This window comes from Paraburkholderia sp. CI2, assembly GCF_014201055.1.
Taxonomy (GTDB): domain Bacteria; phylum Pseudomonadota; class Gammaproteobacteria; order Burkholderiales; family Burkholderiaceae; genus Paraburkholderia; species Paraburkholderia tuberum.
Genome location: NZ_JACHDL010000009.1, coordinates 178,675 through 201,859, shown reverse-complemented (window position 1 = coordinate 201,859; position 23,185 = coordinate 178,675). Strand labels below are relative to the sequence as shown.

At 60.1% G+C, this 23,185-nt stretch carries 17 protein-coding genes; 4 read left to right on the top strand and 13 right to left on the bottom strand.

Going from position 1 to position 23,185, the window contains the following annotated elements; all coding sequences use genetic code 11:
- Window positions 1–388: 388 nt before the first annotated feature.
- On the bottom strand, window positions 389–949 hold the full coding sequence (locus HDG32_RS15390; RefSeq protein WP_260336482.1) for a hypothetical protein: 561 nt from the start codon (window positions 947–949) through the stop codon (window positions 389–391).
- A 638-nt stretch (window positions 950–1,587) separates the two neighbouring features.
- Complete coding sequence (locus tag HDG32_RS15385) at window positions 1,588–2,010, bottom strand: DUF4148 domain-containing protein (RefSeq protein ID WP_260336481.1); 423 nt, start codon at window positions 2,008–2,010, stop codon at window positions 1,588–1,590.
- Between the two features lie 511 nt (window positions 2,011–2,521).
- On the opposite strand from HDG32_RS15385, the gene HDG32_RS15380 reads away from it, so the two are divergent.
- Entirely contained in the window at window positions 2,522–2,899 is a 378-nt protein-coding gene (locus HDG32_RS15380) for a hypothetical protein (protein WP_221307744.1), read from the top strand.
- A 67-nt stretch (window positions 2,900–2,966) separates the two neighbouring features.
- Here HDG32_RS15380 and HDG32_RS15375 read toward each other — a convergent pair whose 3' ends face one another.
- Window positions 2,967–5,519 (bottom strand): DUF3772 domain-containing protein, encoded by a 2,553-nt coding sequence (locus HDG32_RS15375; RefSeq protein WP_184068425.1) that lies wholly within the window; start codon window positions 5,517–5,519, stop codon window positions 2,967–2,969.
- Between the two features lie 390 nt (window positions 5,520–5,909).
- Between HDG32_RS15375 and HDG32_RS15370 the strand changes: the two genes are divergently transcribed.
- From HDG32_RS15370 to HDG32_RS15360, 3 genes are all read left to right on the top strand, one after another.
- The gene (locus HDG32_RS15370) at window positions 5,910–6,659 is read left to right on the top strand and encodes a hypothetical protein (protein WP_184068423.1); all 750 of its coding nucleotides are present in this window, start codon (window positions 5,910–5,912) and stop codon (window positions 6,657–6,659) included.
- Between the two features lie 120 nt (window positions 6,660–6,779).
- On the top strand, window positions 6,780–6,896 hold the full coding sequence (locus HDG32_RS37250) for a hypothetical protein (RefSeq protein ID WP_409340034.1): 117 nt from the start codon (window positions 6,780–6,782) through the stop codon (window positions 6,894–6,896).
- Entirely contained in the window at window positions 6,897–7,523 is a 627-nt protein-coding gene (locus HDG32_RS15360; RefSeq protein WP_184068419.1) for a UPF0149 family protein, read from the top strand.
- Window positions 7,524–7,647: 124 nt separating this feature from the next.
- Here HDG32_RS15360 and HDG32_RS15355 read toward each other — a convergent pair whose 3' ends face one another.
- From HDG32_RS15355 to HDG32_RS15310, 10 genes are all read right to left on the bottom strand, one after another.
- Window positions 7,648–9,999: a DUF3141 domain-containing protein gene (locus HDG32_RS15355; protein WP_184068416.1), complete on the bottom strand. Its 2,352-nt coding sequence runs from the start codon at window positions 9,997–9,999 to the stop codon at window positions 7,648–7,650.
- A 487-nt stretch (window positions 10,000–10,486) separates the two neighbouring features.
- The gene (locus HDG32_RS15350; protein ID WP_184068413.1) at window positions 10,487–11,404 is read right to left on the bottom strand and encodes a LysR family transcriptional regulator; all 918 of its coding nucleotides are present in this window, start codon (window positions 11,402–11,404) and stop codon (window positions 10,487–10,489) included.
- Between the two features lie 228 nt (window positions 11,405–11,632).
- Window positions 11,633–11,995: a DUF3331 domain-containing protein gene (locus HDG32_RS15345; RefSeq protein WP_184068553.1), complete on the bottom strand. Its 363-nt coding sequence runs from the start codon at window positions 11,993–11,995 to the stop codon at window positions 11,633–11,635.
- A gap of 251 nt (window positions 11,996–12,246) precedes the next feature.
- Window positions 12,247–13,080: a MinD/ParA family protein gene (locus tag HDG32_RS15340; RefSeq protein ID WP_260336486.1), complete on the bottom strand. Its 834-nt coding sequence runs from the start codon at window positions 13,078–13,080 to the stop codon at window positions 12,247–12,249.
- A gap of 573 nt (window positions 13,081–13,653) precedes the next feature.
- The gene (locus HDG32_RS15335) at window positions 13,654–14,331 is read right to left on the bottom strand and encodes a TetR/AcrR family transcriptional regulator (RefSeq protein WP_184068406.1); all 678 of its coding nucleotides are present in this window, start codon (window positions 14,329–14,331) and stop codon (window positions 13,654–13,656) included.
- A gap of 413 nt (window positions 14,332–14,744) precedes the next feature.
- A complete protein-coding gene (locus HDG32_RS15330) occupies window positions 14,745–15,608 on the bottom strand; it encodes a 4Fe-4S dicluster domain-containing protein (RefSeq protein ID WP_184068403.1) in 864 nt (287 codons plus the stop codon).
- 10 nt (window positions 15,609–15,618) lie between these two features.
- A complete protein-coding gene (locus HDG32_RS15325) occupies window positions 15,619–18,597 on the bottom strand; it encodes a molybdopterin-dependent oxidoreductase (protein ID WP_184068400.1) in 2,979 nt (992 codons plus the stop codon).
- A gap of 145 nt (window positions 18,598–18,742) precedes the next feature.
- Window positions 18,743–19,465, bottom strand: a complete 723-nt coding sequence (locus HDG32_RS15320; protein WP_184068398.1) for an OmpW family protein — start codon at window positions 19,463–19,465, stop codon at window positions 18,743–18,745.
- A 763-nt stretch (window positions 19,466–20,228) separates the two neighbouring features.
- Window positions 20,229–22,205: an acyl-CoA synthetase gene (locus HDG32_RS15315; protein ID WP_184068395.1), complete on the bottom strand. Its 1,977-nt coding sequence runs from the start codon at window positions 22,203–22,205 to the stop codon at window positions 20,229–20,231.
- A complete protein-coding gene (locus HDG32_RS15310) occupies window positions 22,202–23,158 on the bottom strand; it encodes a fumarylacetoacetate hydrolase family protein (RefSeq protein WP_184068392.1) in 957 nt (318 codons plus the stop codon). The genes HDG32_RS15315 and HDG32_RS15310 overlap by 4 nt, the downstream gene beginning before the upstream one ends.
- Window positions 23,159–23,185 lie beyond the last annotated feature (27 nt).

Here is a 23,185-nt window from a genome sequence, read left to right as displayed (position 1 = left end):
TTTTACGCATCCAGACCGAGGTGCATGACTTCAGCAGCCCGCATCCCGGTCCTGGCGAGCAACAATATGATTGCTGTGTTTCGCAGCGGCTGAAACGTCGCAGCGTCGACCCGCACTTGATGAGCTGTTCCACATCATCGTTCGTCAGGCTGGCTGGAAGCGTCGCGTGACGCCATCTCCGGATTCGAGGTAGTGCTTCCTCGAGACCGGACGGCACAAGACCCATCACGGTGAGAAACCGCTGCATCGCGCGCAGCGCGACGATCGGCGAATTCGATGGTCGGCGCCTCTGGCTCGAAAGTTCGCGGTGCAGATATCCGCGGAGATCTTCGATTTACAGGTCTAGCCAAGCCAGCCTGACGCGCCACGAAACGTCGGCGTGCCTGGTTCAGTAACCTGGTGGAGGCGCCGTATCGTAGGCCGGCGGCGGAGGCGTCGCTTCGTCGTGCGTCCGGTACACATTGGCGGCGCTGCGCGGGACCGGCACACGCTCGCCATTTGCGTACATGCACTGAACGTACGCCTGGTCGTAGCGGTGTTGAAGGCTGGCGGCCGAGCTTTGCGCCATGCCGGCGCCGATCATGCTGCCGCCGAGCAGACCTGCGCCTGCGCCGACCGCTGCGCCGCGGCGGCCGTTGAACGCCGCACCGGCCGCCGCCCCGAGCGCGGTGCCGACGACCGTACCGCCGAGGGCGCCTGTCGCTGCGGCCTGTTGGGTGCTCACGCCGCCGGTCTGCTGGGAAGCAAATTGCTGGCAAGTCGCGTCGTCGGCGCGGAATTGATCGAAGGACTTGCCCGTGCCGGGCAGGGCCATCACTGTGGGACCTGTCGGCATGCCAGCACAGCCGTCGAGCGCGATGATGCAGCTCAGGCTGACCGCGGCGGTGACTAGCGCGGATACGCCCCGTTTCGTGCGCATTGCCAGAGAGAGGGAATTCATTTTGCTCATGTCATTTCGGCCCGTTTGGCCTCACCGGCACTTCCACCCAGCCGCTCGAACACCCCTTCACGTACGGGTAATATTTTTTTGTCACCGGGCAATACCACCAGGTACCCGACGGCGGACTCGTCTGCGTTTTTTCGACGTAGACGGTGCTCGGGGTTGGCTGGACCGACTGGACGACGAGTGGGGCGGGCGCAGCGTAGTAGACGACGGGGGGCGCCATCATCATGGGGGGCGGGATACCCACAAGGACACCGACGCGCACATGCGCTTGCGCGGTGCTATTCAGGCATACGGCCGTAGTCGCGATCAGCGCAAGCAAAACTATCCTGAATCTCACAAACTTTCTCCTATTCGATGAAGCGGGCCTGCCGCGATCCGGCGCAAAACGGTAAGGCCATGGCGCAAAAAACCGAACGGGTTCAACCTGGCGAATTCCGCTGCGCGACAAAAAAGGGAATCTCGTTGGTGCTGGTTGAAGTGAATCCCCGCGTGGCCGAACCTGGTGATTCCGGGGCCGGCCGACCCCGAAGGCAGATTCCCGACATCTACGCCTTCCGCTGAACCTCGCGTCCGAAGGGGGTACGCCGACGTCGCTATGGAAAGCCAGACAAGGCTGCGGCTTGCCCCGCCGTGATGTCCAATCAACTTTCGTTGTAGATAGAACGATACGAGGCCAGCTGAGCCATCGCCGGTACCCCCGAAACTGCGGAGCCCAGTTTCACGCCACCGCGCCCACTGAACGCCTGCTGTTGAGCCGCCACGCTCGCCAGCGCCGCGTGGATGTTCGCCGGATAGTGTGCGTCACCGTTGGGGTGGTCAGAGCCCGCTAGCTGCAGTCGGATGACTTCTTCGTGCACTAGCTCACGCGTCAGAGGACCATTGCCCTGAGCAGAGGTGGCCGTGGGGAGAGCGATGACTGACACGACAGTGAGAACGGGCATGAACGCTTTAGCCATGATGAAGCTTCCAGTCTCGAGCGCCAGGAACAACAGACGCAGGGTTAGCGAAACAACGACCAGGCAAGGTCTTGAAGTCCGTGTGCCCGTTCCGTTGAGGTCCGTCATCTTCTTATCGTTTGATTACAAATAGTTCTCTTCAATACATTGTTTCCGAGCTTGCAACGTCGAGAGGCATCTATCCGCGCGCAACGGTCGCGAAACGACAGGGCGCCGTACCGAACGGCGATCTCGGGGCTCGGAGCCCTCGTGCTGCGACGTGCATTTGATGAAGGCCGCCCAACCGACGTAATTTGCGAGCGGACGGCGAATGTATAGGCGCGTCAAGAACCGATACGCTTGGATAACTCGGGGTCTACCTTGTCCGGCCAACGATTCGCGAGCCACCCAACCTCCATGTTCATGAAATGGCAACTCACAATTGCGCGCGTCGAATAACGACGCGCTGTCGATATACTGCAACCCACATCTGACACAGCATGTGCTCAGTTTTGCGGTGGATACCGGCTCCGTTATTTACAAAGGATTAGCCAGCACAACGATTCACGTTCAAGCGCTGACAATCGGACCTCGGCGCAAAAGCAGCCGCTACCCTTCCTTTAACCCATAGGAGTCTTCAATGAAAAAGTGGTTTGCCGCGCTGCTGATTTTATTCGCAGCGAGTTCGCATGCAGCCGGCGATTCCTCGATGAACGCAACGATTGAAAGCGTCGCAGGTACGAATCAACTCGGCGGACTCGTAGTGCTACGGTCAGCGGACAGCAAGTGCCGTTACTACGGTGTACTGCAGCAGACTGCGCGTGCGCCGCGTGGCATGGCAGAGCGCATCGCTGCAGTGACCCAGGACGGAAAAGTCTATGACTGGATGACAGTTATCAGTTACTCGGAATGCCTGCAAGCGAACGGAACCTACACCAAGGAACGTGTTTCGCTGGATTCGCCCGGCGGAAAGCGGTTCCGGGTGGGCGATAGCGTAGAGCTGCGATCACCGGTGTAACGAGGGCCAGCAAGCCACCGATAACGGCTTTTACCAGTCCCATGAGTGCGAGAAATCACGTCGACGACTATCTATTCTCGCTGATTGCAGACAGGACACGGAGCTCTACCGGACCGGAATTGCGATCGGTGGGTTCCTGGTTCGAGATGATATCGCTCGTACTTCGGACTACGACGGTTCGAGAGATCGACAGCGGTATTTCTGCAGCACGTAGTCGCTTCAGGATTGCAAATAGCAGATCGCTTCTGGTATCCCCGGCGATTCTCGGGCTACCGACATAGCCGGTAACAGTCAATGTCATACCGTCAGGCGTCAACTGGCTAAAGATCACCGATGGCGCGGGACGATCGAGAACCGATGGGTGATCCAGGTAAGCTTGCAGAAGAACATCGCGCACCTGCTCCGGATCGACGTCCAGCGCAAAAGTAAGGGCCAGTGTGACAACCCCCTGCGTTTTGTTTCCCATTGTCACGTTGCGCACATTCTGAGAAATCAGGTGCGAATTGGGCACGATCACCGTTGATCTGTCTGCGAGCTGTATTTCGGTCGCACGCACACTGATGCGCCGGATATCGCCTTCAATGCCGGTGATACTGATCATGTCGCCTACTTTGACCGGCCGTTCAGCAAGCAATATCAGCCCGGAAATGAAGTTTTTAACGATTTCCTGCAGACCAAAGCCGATGCCTACCGACAATGCGCTGACGATCCACGCCAGGTTATGCCATTTCACGCCGAGTACGGACAAGGTTTGCAGCGCGACGAGGACATAGCAGACGTTGGCGAAGACCGTCACCAGCGACGCGCGCATACCCGAACTCATTTGCGTCTTGGGCAGAAACTCGGCGTCCAGCCATTTGCGCATGAGCCCAACCAGATACAGGCACACTGCACAGGTAAAGATAGCGCTGAAGATATGGGCGGGAACAATATTGAGCGCATGTAATCGCTCGCCACCGAATACGCCGAGAATGCTATCGACCAGATCTCGGGGCGTTGTCCCGAGGCCGCCCGTAAGCAGTGCGATGACTGCGGCGAGCATCAATGCGCTGCGCAGGATCGCAGAGAGTACCGTTGCCACCTGTTCGAGATGAACATCTTGCAGCCCGAATAGATGCCTGATTGTTTTGCCGCTGGCGTGGCATGGCGAAAATACGGTTTCGCAAACATCATGAGCGAGCTTCGTCAGCAGATAAACGCTGCTCAGTACGAGATCGAACCAGACCAGTTCGTAAGTCAGGAACCGCGCGAACGAAACATAACCACAGAGCAATGCAATCAGAGAGGCTCCGACGGCAAGGCTGACGGCGGCATGAATAATGCCAGCGAGGGTAGAACGCGCCTCAGGCGATTCTCCGGCAGCGGCGAGCGCAGTGAGTACCCGGTTTGCGCGTAAAAGCGACATCCCGATGGTCAGAGCGACCACCAATGCCACCACGCCGCGAGTAAAGAGCGTAAGTTGCACGCTGGTATCGACGGCCCGGTTGATCTGCTCGATGGCTCCTGAAAACAGCAGCAGTGCGGCCAGTGTCCGTGGGAAAGGGCGTAGCGCGCGAGCGACTGGATCCGCGATGGCCGGCAACCGCCATGACGGATGTCGTGTGCAAAGCAATGCCCGGCCGAGAGCGGCGACAAGCGCGCAGGTCACAACGTGTTTGATGATTTCGCTGGCGAAGCTTTGCAGCGCAGGAGGCAGCGCCTGCTGACGGGTCAACGCGAAGTAGAGCAGATCAATGGCACATATGGTGGTCACCAAAGACGCGACGACGGTCGAGATCGCCATCGCGCTGCGCCGTATCCGGCCTTCCGGAAGGCGGCGTAGGCAGAGCCGTTCTGATGCTCTGTCAAGAAGCCGTGTTCCGATCGTTGCAACGACCAGGGCGAGCAGCACAAGCAGGGACGTTGCAACCCGCTGCCCCGGTTGCCATGTCGTTTGAATCTGCCTGTCGATCTGCGCATTGAAGTCTCGCAGACGTTGATAGTCAGCCGTGTCCGGGTGGAGCGCCGACGCCCAGAACGCGGCGCTGACTACACTGTCGGAACGAAGGGCCAGTTGATCTTTCAGATGGTTTTGCAGCAGTCGCGTGATCTGGGCGCTCAGGTTGGCAAGGTTCTCCTTGATCGTTGCCGCCTGCTTGAGTTCGGCATCGAGTTGCAATTGCTGAGCGGCGAGAACGCTGCGCTGTTGGGCGACCGCGGGAGTTTCCGCGGCGGATTCGGAAGCGGGTGCTGTTCCGAGTACGTCGAGCTGGGCATGCGTTTTCGCGCGATCGGGCTCCAGCGACGTGGTTATCAGCCTGTCGACGTCTTCGGCGACGCGCCGGCTCAATGCGTCCAGCTCGGACAGCTGCGCATCGCTTGTTGCCGTCGAAGCACGCTGCCGGATCTGGTCCTGTTTTTCCTGAAGCGCACCGAGCCTTGGTAATGCCTCGGAGCCCGCGCCCATGGATGGCGAAGAATCAGCAGGAGCATCTATGCTAAGGGGTGGCAGCGTCGCTGCGTTGGCGGCAACCGGAATCAGGCCGAACATCGTCAGCGCGATAAGGTGAAAAATGACTGCAACTATTTGTCGCGCGGCGCAAGCGCGGCGAAGAGTATGCATTTGAGAGATCTGGCTCATGCACGCGATACCTAGGTAAGCGGTGTTGCATTCGGTCGCGGCCGGGCGTGAAATGAGGGAGCCGCACTGCGGTAAGAGAGCAAGCTCAATGAATCATACATGATTATAATATCATATATGATAGGCACGGCAAATATGAAAGGTGGGGGCACGGTCAGCGCTTGGCCCGCTGATTTGCGATCGCGGCCGCTTGAGCATCGGCGTGCGCTATCCAGTTTGTGCGAGAAACGTTCGGTATAGTGGGACGTTGAAAGATGGAAGCTGATCCTGGATGCTTTTTACAAGGCTTCCCGCGATATCGGGCTCCCGACTAATTGGCATCTATCAAACCATCGTTTCCTCGACTCATGGGTTGGCGCGCAGGCAACGCGGTAATTGAGGAGCATCGACATGGAACAGAGCAACGCATTGCCGGATTCGATCCGAGCAGCGATTGAGGCGCACGGCGGTGCAGCGCGATGGGCCGAACTGGCGGAGATCGAGGCGACGGTTTCCGCCTGCGGCCTTCTGTTCACCGCAAAGCGACGGCCAATACTGCGACAAGTGCAGGTTCGCGCGTCGACAGACGAGCCTCGTTTCGCTTTCAACGATTTTCCGCATGTTGGCGAAACGAGTGAACTTCAAGGAGAAGAACTTGTTCGCGTCGTCGGGCGAGACGGGGCTATCCTGGCTCGCCGCGACGGACCGCGAACAGCATTTCGTGGCTGGCGACGGCAAATCTACTGGGACGACCTCGACTTTGTCTATTTCGGCGCCTACGCGTTCTGGAACTATCTGACAGCACCTTTCTTATTCTTGCGCGGCGGCTTTACGTTCCAAGAACTTCCGCCACTGGCGACTTCGGCCGGGATATGGCCAAGAATCCGGGCGACCTTTCCCAGCGACATTCCAACGCACAGCCGGGTCCAGGATTTCTATTTCGATAGGCAACATCGCCTTTGCAGGATCGATTACACCGCCATGGTTATCGGCCGCTGGGCGCGGGCCGCTCACATCTGCGAGGACTTTCGCGAATTCGATGGATTCCTGGTACCGACTCGCAGGACGGTAAAGCCGCTGCCGGTCGGCAATGCTCCATTGCCAGCTCCGACTCTCGTCGCGATCGAGGTCCACGATTTTCGACCAAGGCCTTCTGATTGACGCCAGTCCAATCGGCCGCGGCGACTGACGAAGCAAGGCGGCCGCGCTCAGGCTCGTGGGATTGCACTTGGCCGGCAACCCGGGTAGCGTGTCAAGGCCGACAAGCTCGCGCCAAAAGTTCTGACACTCGTTGCGATGGGACAGTCGTATCGCGAGATTGGACAGAGGCTTTCCATTAGCAAGAATACGGTGCTTGCCATCGTAAAAAGGGCGCGCGCCGACGAACAGGGGGAATGAATGAAGCAAGATGCATTGCTCGCGCTGCCGCTGACTGACACGGAGATCGAGCAACTCGATGATTTCCTGATCAGCGATTCGGCTCCGGAAGAGGCGATGGATGTCTCGATGATGGATGGTTTCATGACCGCGCTCGCATCGAGTCCGAACCTCGTCATGCCTACCACGATGCTGCGCTGGGTCTGGGATGCAGAGCAAGGCGTGGACCAACCCGCGTTCGCGAACGCCGAAGATGCCGAACGCATCGTCGGCCTGATCATCCGGCACTGGAATGATGTCAATGCCACGCTGCGCGAGACGCCCTGCGCGTATGAACCCCTGGTCCTTGAGCGTGACGGGGATGACGGCCGGGCGCTGTCGATCATCGACGAGTGGTGTGTCGGGTATTACAAGGGCATCACGCTGGATCAGGCAACGTGGTCGCCCTTGATGGCGCAGCACCCTGAATGGTTCACGGTGATCCTGTTGTACGGCACCGAGGCCGGCTGGGATGAGCTCAAGAGACGCAAGGACGGTCTCGACCAGCATCAGGCCTTCGCGGACTCCCTGGCAGACTCGGTACTCCGCATCCATCACTTCTGGATACAACAGGTCCTACCGACAGTGCCGCACTCGCGCAGGCATTGAACACGATCGACAGGGACGACGGCCAGAAGCATGGGCGCAAGATTGCGGCATTGCGCAATGAGCTCGTGGTACTTGACGTGTCTGGATTCCATGGCGGGTTCCCTCACTGACGGGTTGGCGGCACTCACGATGCCGTGGCCCGAACGCGCGGTGCGCGGGCCTTTTGGGGCTGCGACTCGAGCGCGGTTGTCGCGCCGAGCACTGACCGGATGGCGCGCAGCGCCTCTTCCTGCGCGGGTGTCGGCGGGATGCGCAGCACCCGCCGGTCGGCCAGCAGCTTGTCGAGCAAGTTCAGGAGCCGGTTTCGGTCTTCCGGGCTGGCGAGCAGATCGGGCAACGTCTGGATAGCCTGTTGTGGCTCAAAAGTCGCGATGAGTTCCTGCTCCCCGCGAATGCGCCGCCAGTCGGCAGGAGGCAACTGCGGCAGGTCGTCGGCATATTCATCGACCAGTTGCTTGACTGTCTCGATGCGCGATAGCGGCAGCGGCTCGCCCTTTGGCGCGAGCAGGAACGCGGTGCGCGCGACCGCCTCGTTGTAGCCGCCCTGCCTCAGCGAGGCGAGCGCCGCCTGGACGAACGGCAGGCTGCGAGGATCGGCGGCGGCGGACGTGCCGGCCCCATGCTCGCCGAGGCGGTCCGGGTCGTACATTGCGAAAAGATTCGCGTAGATGGAGAAGAACAGTGCTTCGATGCTGGCGTCTCTTACCGCCCGGAACTGATCGAGCGAGGCGCTGATCAGTTCCGAGCCGCGCTGCTCCACCTTGCGCCAGGGTTCGAGGTCGCTCGAGGGCTGCCGGCTGGCTCTGACAGCATCGGCCATCGGACGCAGCGCGGCCACCCACGGATTCAGGTCCGAGAATGCCCAGCGCTGGAGACGCAACGGATGAAAGTCGCGCAGCAACCGTGCGGTCGTCTCGTTCGACGCATGCTGCACAAAGGGCTGAACGAACAGCTCGTAGGCTCGCTGGTTGAACTCCGACACCGCCGCCACGGCCTTGAACGGCTTTTCGTCCTCGCGCCGCAACTCGTTGAAATGCTCGACGGCTTCTTCCAGCCGGTGTTCGGTGAGCGAGACCTCGTATTCCGTTTTGCCGTCTGCGCCCTTTGCCTCCTTGATCGACATGCCGTAGAGGCCCGGCGCGAGCGTCTCGATTGTCTCCAGCACGTTGAAGATCTGCGTGTATTCCTTCTTCGCCACCTTGCCGGAAACAAAGATGCCGAGATGGCCGACGTCCTCGTGCATCAGGGCGACGATGACCTGGCCGCGCGCCTTGATCTCCTCGGTGCTGCTGTACATGTCAGCGACCCAGTTGAACGCCTGTTGCGGCGGCGTGATGTTGTCGCCCATCGATGCGAAAAGGATGATGGGCGAGCGGATGGCACGCAGATCGAAGGATTTGCCCGACGGGCCGGACACTTCGCCGGACCACAGCTTGTTGCCGATGAAGAGGTTGCGGGTGATCCACTCGATCTCTTCCCGGTTCATCAGGTAGTAGCTGCCCCACCACCGCTCGAACTCGATAAAGCGCGCCGGTTCCGTATCGATGTTGGCGAACAGGTTGTAGTACTTGTCCCAGAACGTGTTGGCGGGGTTCAAATACTCGAAGTTGTTCACGAGATGCGCGCCGTCGAACTTGCCGTTGCCAAGATCGGCCGCCAGGGACGAGAGCCACGTGCCGCCCAGAATGCCTCCGGCATAACGCATTGGATTGGGCACCTCGCTCTCGCTCCACGCCCCGCTCCAGTAAGACATGGGCGCGCCGTTGACCAGGATGGGACCGGTGTCTTCCGGCGACGAACTGGCAAGCATCATCGCGGCCCAGCCGCCCTGGCAATTTCCGACGATCGCGGGCTTTGGGCTGTCTGAATGCAGTTCGCGCACCTTCCGTACGAACTGCTGCTCGGCCGCGCACACGTCGAGCAGGGTCTGGCCGGGCTCTGGCTCCTGGAAGAACACGACGAAATAGACGGGATGGCCGGCGCGCAGGGCAACGCCGACCTGCGAATCGTCCTTGAAGCCCCCGATGCCGGGACCGTGCCCGGCGCGCGGATCGATGATCAGATACGGGCGCTTCTTCACGTCGACCACGACACCCTCCGGCGGCCGTATCGACAGCAGAGCGTAGTTGACGGGCCGCTCAAAGTGCCTCGCGTCGAGCACTATGTCATAGTCGAAATGCAACGCCGGCTTGATCCCGGCCTTGTTGCGCTCGATGAACTCGTTGCCGCGTTGACGCAAGGCATCCCAGAACAGGACGGAGCGCTGCGCGAAATCGGCCGTATAGTGCCAGGCACCCCATGGTGTGAACTGCGCCAGGTTGGGAATGGTGAGCGCGGACGTGCCGTCGCCCCCCTTGATTGCGTCGCTCGTCCTCTGCCCGAACCGTTGCCGGGCCTCTTCCAGGCGATTGTGCAACAGGCGCAGGATTTTCAATGCGATCTCGTGATTGCGTGTCAGCTGTGAAACCTGGTCCATCTCATGAATCTCCTTAAGCGAAGCAACTTAACCCGGCACAACTGCTCATTCCGTTGCCTGGTTGCAGAGAAGCTTGGATGCCGACTGGATTACGGGCAGCATCAAGCACAAACAATCCTTCAAGTGACAACTATGTCATTTCACGCTGCGTCGCCATCTGGGCGCCCCTTACCTCGACCTACTGCGCTTCTTCCTGAAGCATCGGCGCTTCGTGCGCAGCCGCCGGGCCGAGCGTCAAGGCAAAAGTCCGGGTGAGTTGATGACGGGGCGGGACCACCCGCACTGGCTCACGATGCTGGGACTCGGACCGCTTCAACCGCGGCAAGTCTGAGCGCGGGAGGTCGATACCCAGGACATCCAAATCCATCGGGATACTAACCACAACGTACTTTGTCGCCCCTTTCGTCAAACGCCCCCTATCGCAGCACACGTCGCACGCAGGCGTTCTTTCATGCTTCGACCACATGCGGCAGCAATGCGGCGCCACCTAATCAGCAGCGCAAGGTCCCATGCCCTGTTCGAAGAACTCCGCGGTATGGTCGATAAACGCCCTGACTTTCGCGGGCAACAGTGCGCGTCCGATGTAGGCCAGACGGACCTCGGCCACATTATCGGCGATCTCGAAGTCTTCCAGCAGACGAACGAGCCGTCCGGCCTTTATGTCCTGCTCAACAAGGGCGATTGGAAGCAGACCAATACCGAATCCTTCGAGTACGATGTCGCGATTGAATATGGGATTGTTCGACGCAATTTCGTAGCTGATCGGGACCGCGATGTTTTCCTGATCCATTCGAAAGGTGACGCATGGTTTGTGCATCGAAGGAGGGACCGTGACGAACACATGGTCGGCCAGGTCAGCCGGATGCCGGGGCCGAGGACGCCTGCCCAGATAAGCTTCCGTTGTGACAATGACCAGCGGCAACCGCTGGAGCAGCCGCGTCACAGCCAGATCCGTCGCCAGCATGAAAGGCAGGACGATACCCAGATCGTAACCGTCGGCCGTCAGGTCCACGGGCCGCTCGGTCAATGTGATATCCAGGGTGACGTTCGGATGCTTGCGTTTAAAGGACGCAATCAGCGGTGCGAGCCACGTCAATGCGGTGGTCGCATGTGCGACCAGTCGCAGTACGCCCGCCGGCAGTCGACCGTGGCCCGCCGCACTGGCTTCCAGGCAATCGAGGTCATCCAGGATGCGACAACATCCATCGTAAAAGCGCTCCGCGGCTTCCGTCAGCGAAAACTGTCGGGTCGAGCGATGGAAAAGTCGCGCGCCCAGGCGCTCTTCCAGCGATGCGATCGCCCGCGAAACGACCGATGGCGAGAGATCCATCATTTCCCCGGCACGTCTGAAGTGTTTGACTTCGACGATAGTCCGGAACAGGCGCAAGCTTTCAATGTATTCCATGGTTCACGTTCCATCTGCTATCTGACGACTTGTGTAGATATCCTTGATATCAGTCCTGTTCGTGGACCTTTACCGCACCGCACGCCGTGGAACATAGTCCAATGCCGTGCAACCGCGACCAGGGGTACTGTCCGGTCACGTCTTGCGCGCGTGGATGCGCCTGGTGTCACCGCCGCACATGAAAGCGCTGAGCATTCTGCCGTAAAGACACCAGAGAACCGAATCACATCAGGTCGGCTGTTCTATCAGGCTAACGCTTCTCGCACAGATCATTGCGTGAGCATTAGCCGGTGTGGGCCCAGTGAGGCGCGGCCTGTAGATGGCATCTCCGACTTCGATTAGCCGACCGGTCAGCGCACAGATGCCTGGCACCCGCGCGACGGCTTCGCACCATGTCTGGTATCCATAGTGTCCGGAGCGCGCATCGCACCAAGAAACGATCAGTGTTTGCGCGGTCGGTTGGTCGAGTACCCGTACGATTGGCTTGCTGGTCGAAGCGATCGACTGTCGAACCGAGGAACCGTTCAAGGCAGATCTGTGCGCAGTGGCTCGTTCGTCAAGACTCCAATCGCCAAGCCTTGTGACGGTCATACTCCACGGATCAACAGCGCGATTCATAACCCGGCTCCCTCCGTGCAAGCTCGAACGCTTGCGCTTCGCGTGAGCGCTGCCCACCATAGCTGCTCCCTTCCGTCGATAATTACCGGTCCGATTGCGTCGGCAAAGACCTTTTTGATGTCTTTGCCCTACGAACATAGTCACGCTTTCATGAACGGCGCCTACCCGAAAAACACCGCGGCCCCGGCAAGTCCCCCGGGTCGGGGAGATCGTTCTTCGAGGCTTTACCGGTATGCTGCTGCCGAGCCCAAAGTCCTATGCGTGCGCTGCCCCCGTGCCGCCATGTGCGTTGTCGCAGGTGGCAGCCAGGACGCTGCGGGCCGCCTCGACCAGGACTGCATATCGGCAGCAACGCGTGCAAAATCGCTCGCCGCCGGGGACCCAGGAAATGCATCGACGACACAGCGCGAAAGCTCTGCCGCTTGCGCGATACACGGATCGATTGAGATGCAGCCTGCCTTGAGAACCGAGACAGCCAGATAATCGCGGGCGATGGCTCCGAGACTTTCCAGCAGCGCGTGAGTGTCCGCTTCACCATCGAACAGATTCACAATGATGCGGAATTCCTCGATGCCCTGTGCGAGACGCAGGCGCTTCATGCAAACGTAAGTGTCTGCTACTGCAGCGGCCGACAGGTGCATGACGACGATGACGTGGTGGGCTTGCAACGCAAGTGGTGAAAACGCGCCGTTGCCGGCAAGCGCGGCATCGATCAGCACGATGTTCGGCGGGCTCGTGAGCACTGCGTCGTACTGCAGGCCAGCGACGTTTTCGTGATCCGTATGGCCGGTGCCGGTCGAGTGGAACTGACGTCGACCACGGTCAACGGCCAGCACGCGCGGCAAGTTGCGATGTATCGCGGGAGCGAACACGCCTGCGGCGTGAATGTCTTGAAGCATTGTGCTCGCCGAGCGCGCGCCAGGACATTCGTCCACCACCAGCACGTCCATACCCTGTCTGGTCAGCGCCATCGCGAGGTTGACAACGGCAGCCGTACGGCCGACTCCTTTCGAGCCGCCTGTGACAGCGACCACACGCGTAGCACTTTTGGCGAGCATCTGGCGCAACCCGAGCGCCTGTCCGGAGACTATATCCTTCACTGATTCCCCCACGTATCGAGACCTCCGCGCCCATCACGAGTAGCGTTGACGGCCCGCGCGCCGTCAGTCATAACGACTTTCGGATCGCACGTTTCATCGACGCGTGGATTGTACGCCTTCGCGTCACTACTGACAATGCAATCATATATGGTCTATGTGTCAGATATGAGTGACAGATGCAAAAAGCGCGAACGGCGGGTTGGCCCCGAACTCATCCGGTTCTTTCTTGCACGTCGGGAATTGAAATGCTGCGCGCTGCCTGAAAATGGAGGTAGCGGTACGTCTAGCCGGCTACAGCAAGGCTTGACGCCGTGCCTTTCGGGTCGTCTCGATCAACAGCCGAAGGCGCTTGGGGTGCGCCAATGTGCTGTTGTGGCGAGCGGGGGTGGAGTGACACCTGTCGATGCCTCCGACTGATGCCCGCGGTAACTTATCGAGCGGTTGCGTCGCCTTGGCGACAGCTCGGCGCCGCCATGCCGCGTTCACTCGGAAGGGGCTGCCGCGGGAATTGGGCTGTGCCAGTCCATTCAGTCATATGAGTCGCCATGGTGCGCCCATGGGTACGTCCGGGCGATGATTGTCGTAGACTGGTTCTTCCGGCTGTCGCGACAACACGCACGAAAAAAATCCGGCAAGCACTGTCTGAAGCACCTTGTCGCTCACCGTTTGCGGACTGCACATCCTGAAGAACTGCACGCCCTCGCACAGGCTCACCAGGCCAACCGCGAGAGCCTCGGCCTGCAGGGGCAACGGCCTGCCGTTGCGCTCCGAAAGCATGCAGATGTGCGCGCTGATCTGTTCCAGCTTCTCCTGCCGGAAGGCGTTAATGCGCTCCCGAAACGGGGTGTCCCGGCACGCGAGCAACTGGGCCTCGACCCAAAGTGGAAAGCAATCGTGTTCAACAATAGATTGGCTGTAGTACGCGATGGCGCGGTCCTTCATTTCATCGGGCGTGCCGCCCTTCTCCATCATCGCGAGGAGATTCGTCCGCGCCCTATCGTCGTCGCGGCGCAACAACCTGATCAGCAGATCCGGCTTGCCGCCGAAGTTTGAGTAGAACGCGCCGCGCGTATAGCCAGCCGCCTCAGCGATGTCCTCCACGCTTGTCGCGGCGAATCCCTTTTTAACGAACATCTTCCGCGCAGCCTCGAGCAGGCATTCGCGCGTCTGCTCTCTGCGCTGTGCCCGTGTCAGGCGTTCCCGCTTCATGGCATAAAGTACCGGTCAGGCCGACATCTGCGGTGCCGCCAGATCGGCATGCTTGTCAGATGACGGGTTTCGCAATGATCCGTCGACGCCCGATCAGGCCGCCTCGCGGTTTATGTGACATTAGACTCATATCTGATTTTGTTGTCAACAAAGTTGACGAAATCTGGCACACGTGAGAGGAAATCGGAACCGTCATACCGCGCACTGGTATTCCGGACCAAGGCATCCAAAGCCCTTCGGAAAAGCGCAGAGGCGCGCCGCGCGAGGACGTCATGAGCTCCCTCGTCCGGTTGGAAGATCTTCGGGCGATAGCGTGCGGCCTTGAGTCGGCCGGCGACTGCATACGTCGCCCATCCTGAAGCGTGAGCGGTCCGCCCGTCTCATGCCAAGCAGCTTCGTTGCGGTGCCCATGATCACGCGACTTCCATACCGTTTGTCGACTGTGCGAGGCTGAGCTCCCCAAGGTAAACGCTTTCGCCCAATTCACATTTGCGCCAGGCGCTGCCGAGGGCATGACGTATTTCGACCCTGTAAAGACCGCTTCCCTTGGTGAGACCACCGAAGCGGAAATCGCCGAAGCCGTCAGAGACAGTCTCCGCCACCTTCTGATCGCCGAGGTAAAGGGCTACGACCGCATCCGTGACGCACTCGACCACATCTCCCATCCGCGCGCTGACGCTTCCGCCGATGAAGGCGGTTTCCCAGCGCTCGAGGTCGCTGTACCACACGCGCGGCTTCGTGCCCAGGTTAGGCCGCAATACCTTGAGCCCCTCGCGCTGGGCCTTCTCGGCCATCGCAGCATCATCGAGCTTGACCGTCTCGAAGACGTCGGTGGGGCACGACTGCTGGCAACGCGGCTGCGGCCAGCCCTGGTCGAGTAGATGGGCATCGAAAATCCAGGTCTGCGGCAGTTGCAGCTCATCGTTCCAGACGATCGCCTTGTAGGGGCAGGACTTCACGATGTCCTTGCGGCCCCGCGCCTTGTCCGGATCGATGATGACGACGCCGTCGGCGCGCTTGCGAATGGCGTCGCCGCCCACCCGCATGCAAGGCGCTTCGTCGCAGTGGTTGCACATGACCGGCAGATACGTGGTCTCGACCATATGCGAGTCGCCCTGGACGCGGCGCAGGATCCGGATGGGGCTGTCGGCATTGGCGGCGGCCGGCGCGGCATAACCGGGGAAGTCGTTGCCGACGTGCTCGTCCCGCGCGGCGATCACGCAGTTCTGGCAGTTCTCGCAACGCCCCACTTTGATAATCAGGTTCAACTTGCTCATTCGAAATTCCTCACGCGGCGCGACCGAGCATGAACGCTTCGGTGCCTAGCCACTTCTCGACCTGCACCAGGCAGGAATTTGGGCTCATGCTGCTCGTGCCGGCGGTTTGAGGCCGGTCAGGGGTGAGCATGTTCATGCAACCGCCAATCTCGACGCACTCGCCGTCTATTTCGACCAGCTGAAATTCGGCGCTCGCCTCATACGACTTGACCACTCCCGCGCTAACCAGCGGCGAGACGTCGGCCGCGCAGATCACTGCGCCGCGGTCGTTGTACACCTTGACGAGGTCGCGGTGGGCAATGCCTCGAATGGCCGCGTCGGCCGGACCTAGCCTCAGCAGCCAGAAGCGATGGCCACCAATCAGCGCGCGATGGTCATCGATGCTGTTGACCGAGGAGTTCTTGCCATCACAATGGGTATGGAAGCTGTAACGGCTGTGAGTGGCGATCAACTGCAGCGGATAACGCTGAGCCAGGTCCGAACGCAGCCCCTCCCAGGACGGGATGTATCGGTTGAGCGGTGGTCGCTCGGGATTGTCCGCAGTGTGCCGCTTCAGCAACTCGGGCACGAACTCCAGCTTGCCGCTCGGCGTCTGCAGGCCCATGCCGAATTTTTCGGCGAACTGCGACGGCAGCGGATGGGGTTCCTGCAGGTCCTTGCGCCGTCCCTCCGCGAACCAGCGCATGTCCACCGGATGGCGCAACTCGGGCTTTTCGGGCGGCACGACGAAATAGCCCTTGCGGCAGAACTCGCGCCACGAAATGCGATCGGGCAGATCCGACGAGTCGAAGACCCGCCTGACCCAGTCCAGCTCGCTGCATCCCTCGGTGAACACCCCGCCAAGGCCCAGCCGGGTCAGGATGGCAGTGAAGATGTCGTAGTCGGAACGGGACTCGCCCAAAGGCTCGATGCACTTGTGCTGCAGCGTCATCACGCGATGATTGACCGTGCTAAACCCATGGTGGGCGTAGCCGCCTGAATTCGCCCATTCGCCGATGTCCCAGCGCTCCAGCGCGGTGCACGCCGGCAGGATGATGTCGGCGAACTGGGCCTCGCCCTCCATCCAGATCGACTGGTTGACCACGAACTCGATGCTCGGGTGCCGGTAGGCTTCAGCCCAGCGTCCGGAATTCGTCACCGTGCTGAAGGCGGATCCGCCGTAGCGGTAGATCATGTGGATCGGCGAATACCCGGGCATGGGGTAGCTGAACGGCGCGAACTGGGCTTCCTGGGACATGCCGTCCCAGAGGTAGCCCGTCGCATGGCCGTTGATGATGGCGTCGGGCAATTGCTGCCGCGGGACCATTTGCTTGACCGGATTCATGGACAGAATGTGCGGCATGCGCTGGTAATTGTTCACCGCATTGGCGGTCCACGCCAGGTCGCCGGATATGCCGCCGTCCGCGTAGCCGGGGAAATAGAAATGGAGGTCGTGGGGCACGCCGGCCTCGAGGCAGCCGAAATTGACCCCCGGCTTACCCCAGCCCTGCATCGCCATCATCATGATCATGCAGCGCGCCCATTGCGCTCCGGTCGCGCCGCGGCCCGCGCCGCCGAATCCCGCGCCGGTCATCCCGACCGCGAGATGGACCTTCCTGTTCCCCCATCGGCGCGCAAGCGCACGGACGTCCTTGGCGGGCACGCCGGTTTCGCCCTCCTGCCACTCGGGCGTCTTGGGAACGCCGTCGGATTCGCCCAGAAGATAGGCCCTCCACTCGTCGAAACCGGTCGTGCGGGTGGCGATGTAATCCTCGTCGTACAAGCCCTCCATGGCCCATACGTACATGATGGCGGTGGCGAGAGCAGCATCGGTTTGCGGTCGGACCGGAATCCAGCGCCCGCCCAGCAACTGCGCGGTGGGGTTGCAGTGTGGGTCGATATGAACGAACTCAATGCCGAGTTCCTTGGCCCACAGGCGCCGCGGAGTTCCCTCGAATCCCGCATAGGCCCCATTGGTACTTTCGGGGTCGCAGGACCAGAACACGATCATGTCGGCTTCCTTCAGGCAATCCTCGACGCCACCATAGCCGGATGGCACGCCGACGCGCATCGAGTTGCCGAAATGATGCATGGCACCCCAGTACCAGCCTTCCCAGCTATCCGGATTGGCCGCGACCCGGGTAAAGCCGATCAGGTTGGCAAAGCGCGTCAGCGCGCTGAGGTAGTAACCCACGTTGCCCCACTGGTGATGGGACGACATCGGGAAGGTGATGGAACCGGGACCGTGAACGCGCTTCTGCCGGTTGATTTCCGTGGCGACAATGTCCAGGGCCTCGTCCCAACTGATACGCACATAGCCGGATTTGCCCCGGTTCTGGGGATTGCGTTCGCCGTCAGGGTCGAAGTCGACCCGCTTCATGGGGTGAAGGATGCGCTTGTCGGAATAGACCAGCGACTTGAGCGTCAACGCGTGGGGCGCGACCAGGCCACGCCGTGGCGGGCTGAAACGGCGGCCGCGCGCCTCGATCACATAACTTGGCGCATCCGTGCTGTCCAGCTCGATGGGCGTCACCCGAACGACGCGGCCATCCTTGACGTAGACGAACAGAGGCCCGCCGTTGGTGCAGGTGGTGTAGCGGCGGGTGCCGTCGCGCAAAGGCGTGCCCATCGGCAGGCCGACGGTCCGCATCATGCTCAGGGTCTGCATTAGCCAGACCAACAGTTCGTCCTCGCCCTCGGTGACCACCTTGAAGTTCTTGGCAGCGTGGATGATTTCGCCCTGGTCCGGATTGGGAGAAAGGAACTTCAGGGCGGTGGCGACATCCTTGAAGACCATGCTCACGTCGGGCCGCGGATGCCTGCCGGCGCTGGACCGAACAAGTCCGTTCTTTAACCTGATGACGCGACCGATGCTTTGATCCGCAAGTCCGATCCAGGCCACGAGATCGCGCTCCTTCAGGCGATCACGATAAGCGGGAAAGCGGCGTGCCGTCAGGTCAAGAACCTTGGGCAAAGCAAAAAGAATAGTCTTGAGGACCTGTCGTTTCATTATTCGATCCAAAGGGAAGCGGGGTGCGCTAGCGGTGGCATGACGTCGCGGACCGCAGCCAGGCCCGGGGCGCGAAAAATAACGTTGTCGATGTGTTCGATGGGCATTCAGATCTCTCGATCGGTGCATTAACGAGTCGTACGCGCTAGAACGTGTAGGCGACGTTCAGGAAGACGCTCAGGGGATCGAGCCGGAGCGTCGATTCGGAAACGATCTGCGTTCCAGTCGCGGTGTGTCCGTCTAACGTAAGGTGGGTCTTCACCGGCATATAGTTCACAGAGGTTCCGACAGACCAGTGTTTTGTAATGGCGTAACTTGCCCCGATCTCGAATACCGGATTCCACGATGAACTGAGTGTTGCGTGTGCCGAACCGCCTGGACCAACGCTATCAGTGACAAACTGGCTATTGGTTATCCGAACCTGGGTGAACCACGTATAGTTCACGCCGAGCCCCATGAACGGACGGAATTTCGAGCCAGCTGAAAACAGGTGGTATCGAAGTTCGATGGCTGGCGGCATTGGCCTCGTCGAGCCGAGGTTGCCATACTTCTCCAGCGTCCCATCGCCAACCAGATTTACTGTCAATGGCAGTCCCAAAAGCATAGCGACGCCAATGTTGTCCGTGACGTAGTACTCGGTGGTAATTCCCACCGTATTCGTTGACGTCGCATGCCCCCCGCTACCGGCTAGTTGGCGATTCACCGTTTCGCCGCCAATACTCTCCACGGTGAGTGGCGTTGCGTCGCCCTGTGGCGCGATGTGAAGCCATCCTGTGGACAGCGTAATGCTTCCCGCCGACTGGGCGTTTGCATTGTCGGTAAGCGCAGCCGAGCAGAGGCAAGCCGCCATACCGGCAGAGCTGATCATTCGCCTGTAATTCCTCACGTGTCTTCTCCTGTCTCGTTGCCCGGGCATTTTTTGTGAACCCGTGGCGCTTCTTGTGGAACCGATGCGGAGCTCTGCCTGGGATCGTTGCGTCGTTCCTCATAGGCTTCGACCGCTTATCAGGTCCGCCGGTTATGTCTGATTAGGTAGTTTTACTAAATGACATGAAACAGGCACGAATGTTTAGAACACCGCTACTGCCTCGTACACGTTATGTGGAAATACGCGTTCGCGTTATCCTTACCATCCTTTCTATTCTTCGTACCTCCTGGGGTCGAGACTTTAATTCGTCCAATTATTCGTTCTCTGCCTTTGGAATAATTGCTGGTACAGCATGCCTCCATCGCCCTGCACGCTAGTAAGCGCGCATCGCCAAACGTTCAGTCTCGGGCGGGAATACGCACCACGCACCGTCGGGGTGCCGGAAGAAAAATAACCCAACCGGTCCTGTCGGCAGCAGTAGCTCGATATGCACATAGGGTCTCTGGTTTGAGCCGGCACGACCGAACCGGGTAATCCGAACCGCACTCGCCGATATTGGCCCGAGCCATTTTTCAACAAGCGAACGCAAGGACCTTTCTGAAGCAGTATTCATCCTCTTTCCTCCAAACCGACGCGAGCGTTTAACTCATGAGACTGGCGTTTGAAACGCCGCATCGAGCCGCGTGCGCGTGACTGAACGCCCCCGCTGATGTCAGGCTCCTATCACCTTGGCCTGCTGTGCGTCTCTATCGCCGCTGGTACATCAACATTGCTCTTTCCGTGATGGCCTCGCGGCAACCGAAAGCGAAAATGCGAACGGAAAGCGCCCGAGCGCGGAAGTCGCCAATACTTCGAGCGCGGGGTCGGGAAGTTCGACGTGAAGCGAAAGCCCGCGCGAAGTATCTTCAATGATCCTAACGGTTGCTCCCTCGACGCCAGCCTCCACGAGTGCCGACTGTAACGCGTCTACCGTTTCGCGCTGTTTCAGCGCCAACTTGAAAATCTTGCCCACGCCTGTCAACGGCATCGCATCCAGGATTCTGATCCGTTTAGGCAGTGCCGCGCGCTCGCCTATCTCGAGTCGCACGAACTCGGCGAGTTCGTCCTCAGTCGCGGTTGCACCCGGTTTGAGCTGGACATAGGCAATCGGCAACTCCCCGGCGTGTGCATCGGGACGACCGACCGCCGCCGCGATGTTGACGGCGGGATGGCGATAGAGCGGTTCCTCGATCGCTGCCGGATCGATGTTGTGACCGCCACGAATGATCACTTCCTTTTTGCGACCGGTAAGCCAGAAATAACCATCGACATCGCATCGACCGAGGTCGCCGGTATTGAGCCAGCACCTGCCATCGCCGAGATCCAGCCACAGCCCCTTGTTCTGCTCGGGCACGGTATACCCGAGGAAAATGTTCGGGCCGGAAATAGTCAGCAGGCCGACCTCATCGATCTCGCAATCCCGTACATATCGCCCGTCAGCGTCGACGATGACGGCTTTCATCGCCTGGCCCGGAATGCGGAGCCCGATTGAGCCCAGCCTGCGCTCCCCCAGCGGCGGATTGGCGCTGCTCACGCAGGTCCCCTCGGTCAGGCCATAGCCCTCGAGAATCCGGATGCGCGTCCTTTCCTGAAAGGTCCGGAGAACTTCGACCGGCATGGGAGCCGCACCGCACAGTCCGTACTCCAGCGAACTCACATCGTGCTCGCCGACAGGAATATCGAGTAACGCCGCATAAAGCGTCGGGACACCGCTGAAGAAATTGATGCGGTGATGCTCGACGATTTCCCAGAAACGTTTGACAACGCCATCGCCGCGATAGCCTTGTGGCGTCCCGAGCACGACCTGGGCGCCTTTGGAAAAAGGCAGGAGACCCGTTGCCATGACGGCATTCACGTGGAAGAGTGGCAGTCCGCAGAAAAGCGTCTTGCCTGGCCCAACGCTGTCGCCGAAGAATTGACCCGTGCTCCAGGCATTAGCCACCTCATTGCCGTGGCGGCGCATCGCAATTTTCGGCAGGCCGGTCGTCCCGCCCGTACAGAAGTACGACGACACGTCGTCGGCGCCAAAGTGCCGCGCGCCTTGAAGTGCCGTTCCCGACTCCTGCGCGATGGCAACGCCGAAGTCGTGGATCTCGATATGCGCAGGAACCGCGCCCCGCACGCCGCCCTCGCCGTGCAGCCTTGAGCACTCGTTACGCTGCAGCATCCGCGTCGCGGACTGTTTTGAACCCGTCACACGTTCGGCCGGATTCACGAGCACCAGATTCTTCAGCGAAGAAACCTTGTGCAGCACCGCTTGTACCTTTTGCCAAAGATCAGTTCCGGGAAACGGCGCCAGCGTTACCAGCACGCTGGCGCCTGCAGCGTTGAGGAGTTGGCCGATGGCTTCCTGCTCGAGCAATGGATTGATCGCGCAGACAATTCCGGCGGCCTCCCCACCCCAGATCACGAAGTGCGTTTCAGGGAGGTTAGGCAGAACATATGCGACGACTGAGTCGCGTTGTACTCCGAGGCGCGAGAACATGTTCGCGGTGCGCGTGATATCTCGGACGAGTTCACTATACGTCCAGCACTCGGCGTTCCGATAGTCGTCGGCCGTTGCAAAGAACGAAAGTGCCGGTGCCGATGGATTAATCGCCGCGCCCCGGCAGATCATCTCGTAGGTGCTCGACGGGAGATCCGCCGGCAGCCCTTGCGTTTCGATGGCAAGGACTTCGTCTACGTTTGCGATGCCTTTCATGCTGCCTCTTCCACAACGACGTTATGCTGCACGCCCAGATCGATCGAGCGATCGTAGCTGACGATATGCGCCTCCACGACGTCCCCCACCTTCAGGTACTGCGGCCTTTCCGCCTGCATCTTCAGGAAAAGACGCCATTTTTCCGCTTCAGGCAGCTGCGCCGCGGCGCGTTGCTTTTCGGGCGATGGAATGCTCAGTGCACAGCCAGATGGCGTGCCCGTCGCGAGCAGGTCACCGATGCGCAGATCATGCACGCCGGAAAGCTCCGTCAAGGTCTCTGCCGGCCCATGGACGAGACCCGCCGTCGTGTCATTCTGGCGGACGGTTCCATTGACCGTCAGTGTCAGCACGAGCTCCTTCAACTTCGGAATATCATGTTTCTCAAGGAGGCAAAGGTAAGGGCCCACAGGGCCAAACGTGCGGTAGCTCTTGCCCTTGTAGAACTGCATCTGCGGAATCTGGATATCGCGCGCGGAGTAGTCGTTGACGATCACGGCGCCAGCAATGTAATCATGCAGGTTCTCGTCGGTGACCGTTTCGCGGGACGTGACGTCGCGTTTGAGCACAAGACCGAGTTCGATCTCGTAGTCGAGCAACTGCACCTCCCTGGGCTTCACGAGGGGCGAGTCGGCAGGAACGATGCAGCTCGTCGCCTTCGTGAAGATCATGTTGAATTTCTTCACATCCGGGTCCATGCCCGAGTCGATCATATGCTGGCGATAATTCGCGCCCTGACAGATGAACTGCTGGTTGGCCGTCACGGGTGACAGCCATTGCACATCCGATTCGGGAATCGGAGAACCGTCCAGTACCGCCAGCCGTTCGACGGGATTGGCTTCAATAAACTCGGCGGTCGACTTGAATTCGCCATGAATCGGCGTGATGGCGCCATTGGCGACTACGCCCCACTGGGCGCGGCCATCATGAAGGTAATGCAGAACGTGAAGTGCCATTTATCGATCTCCGGATTCGATGAAAGT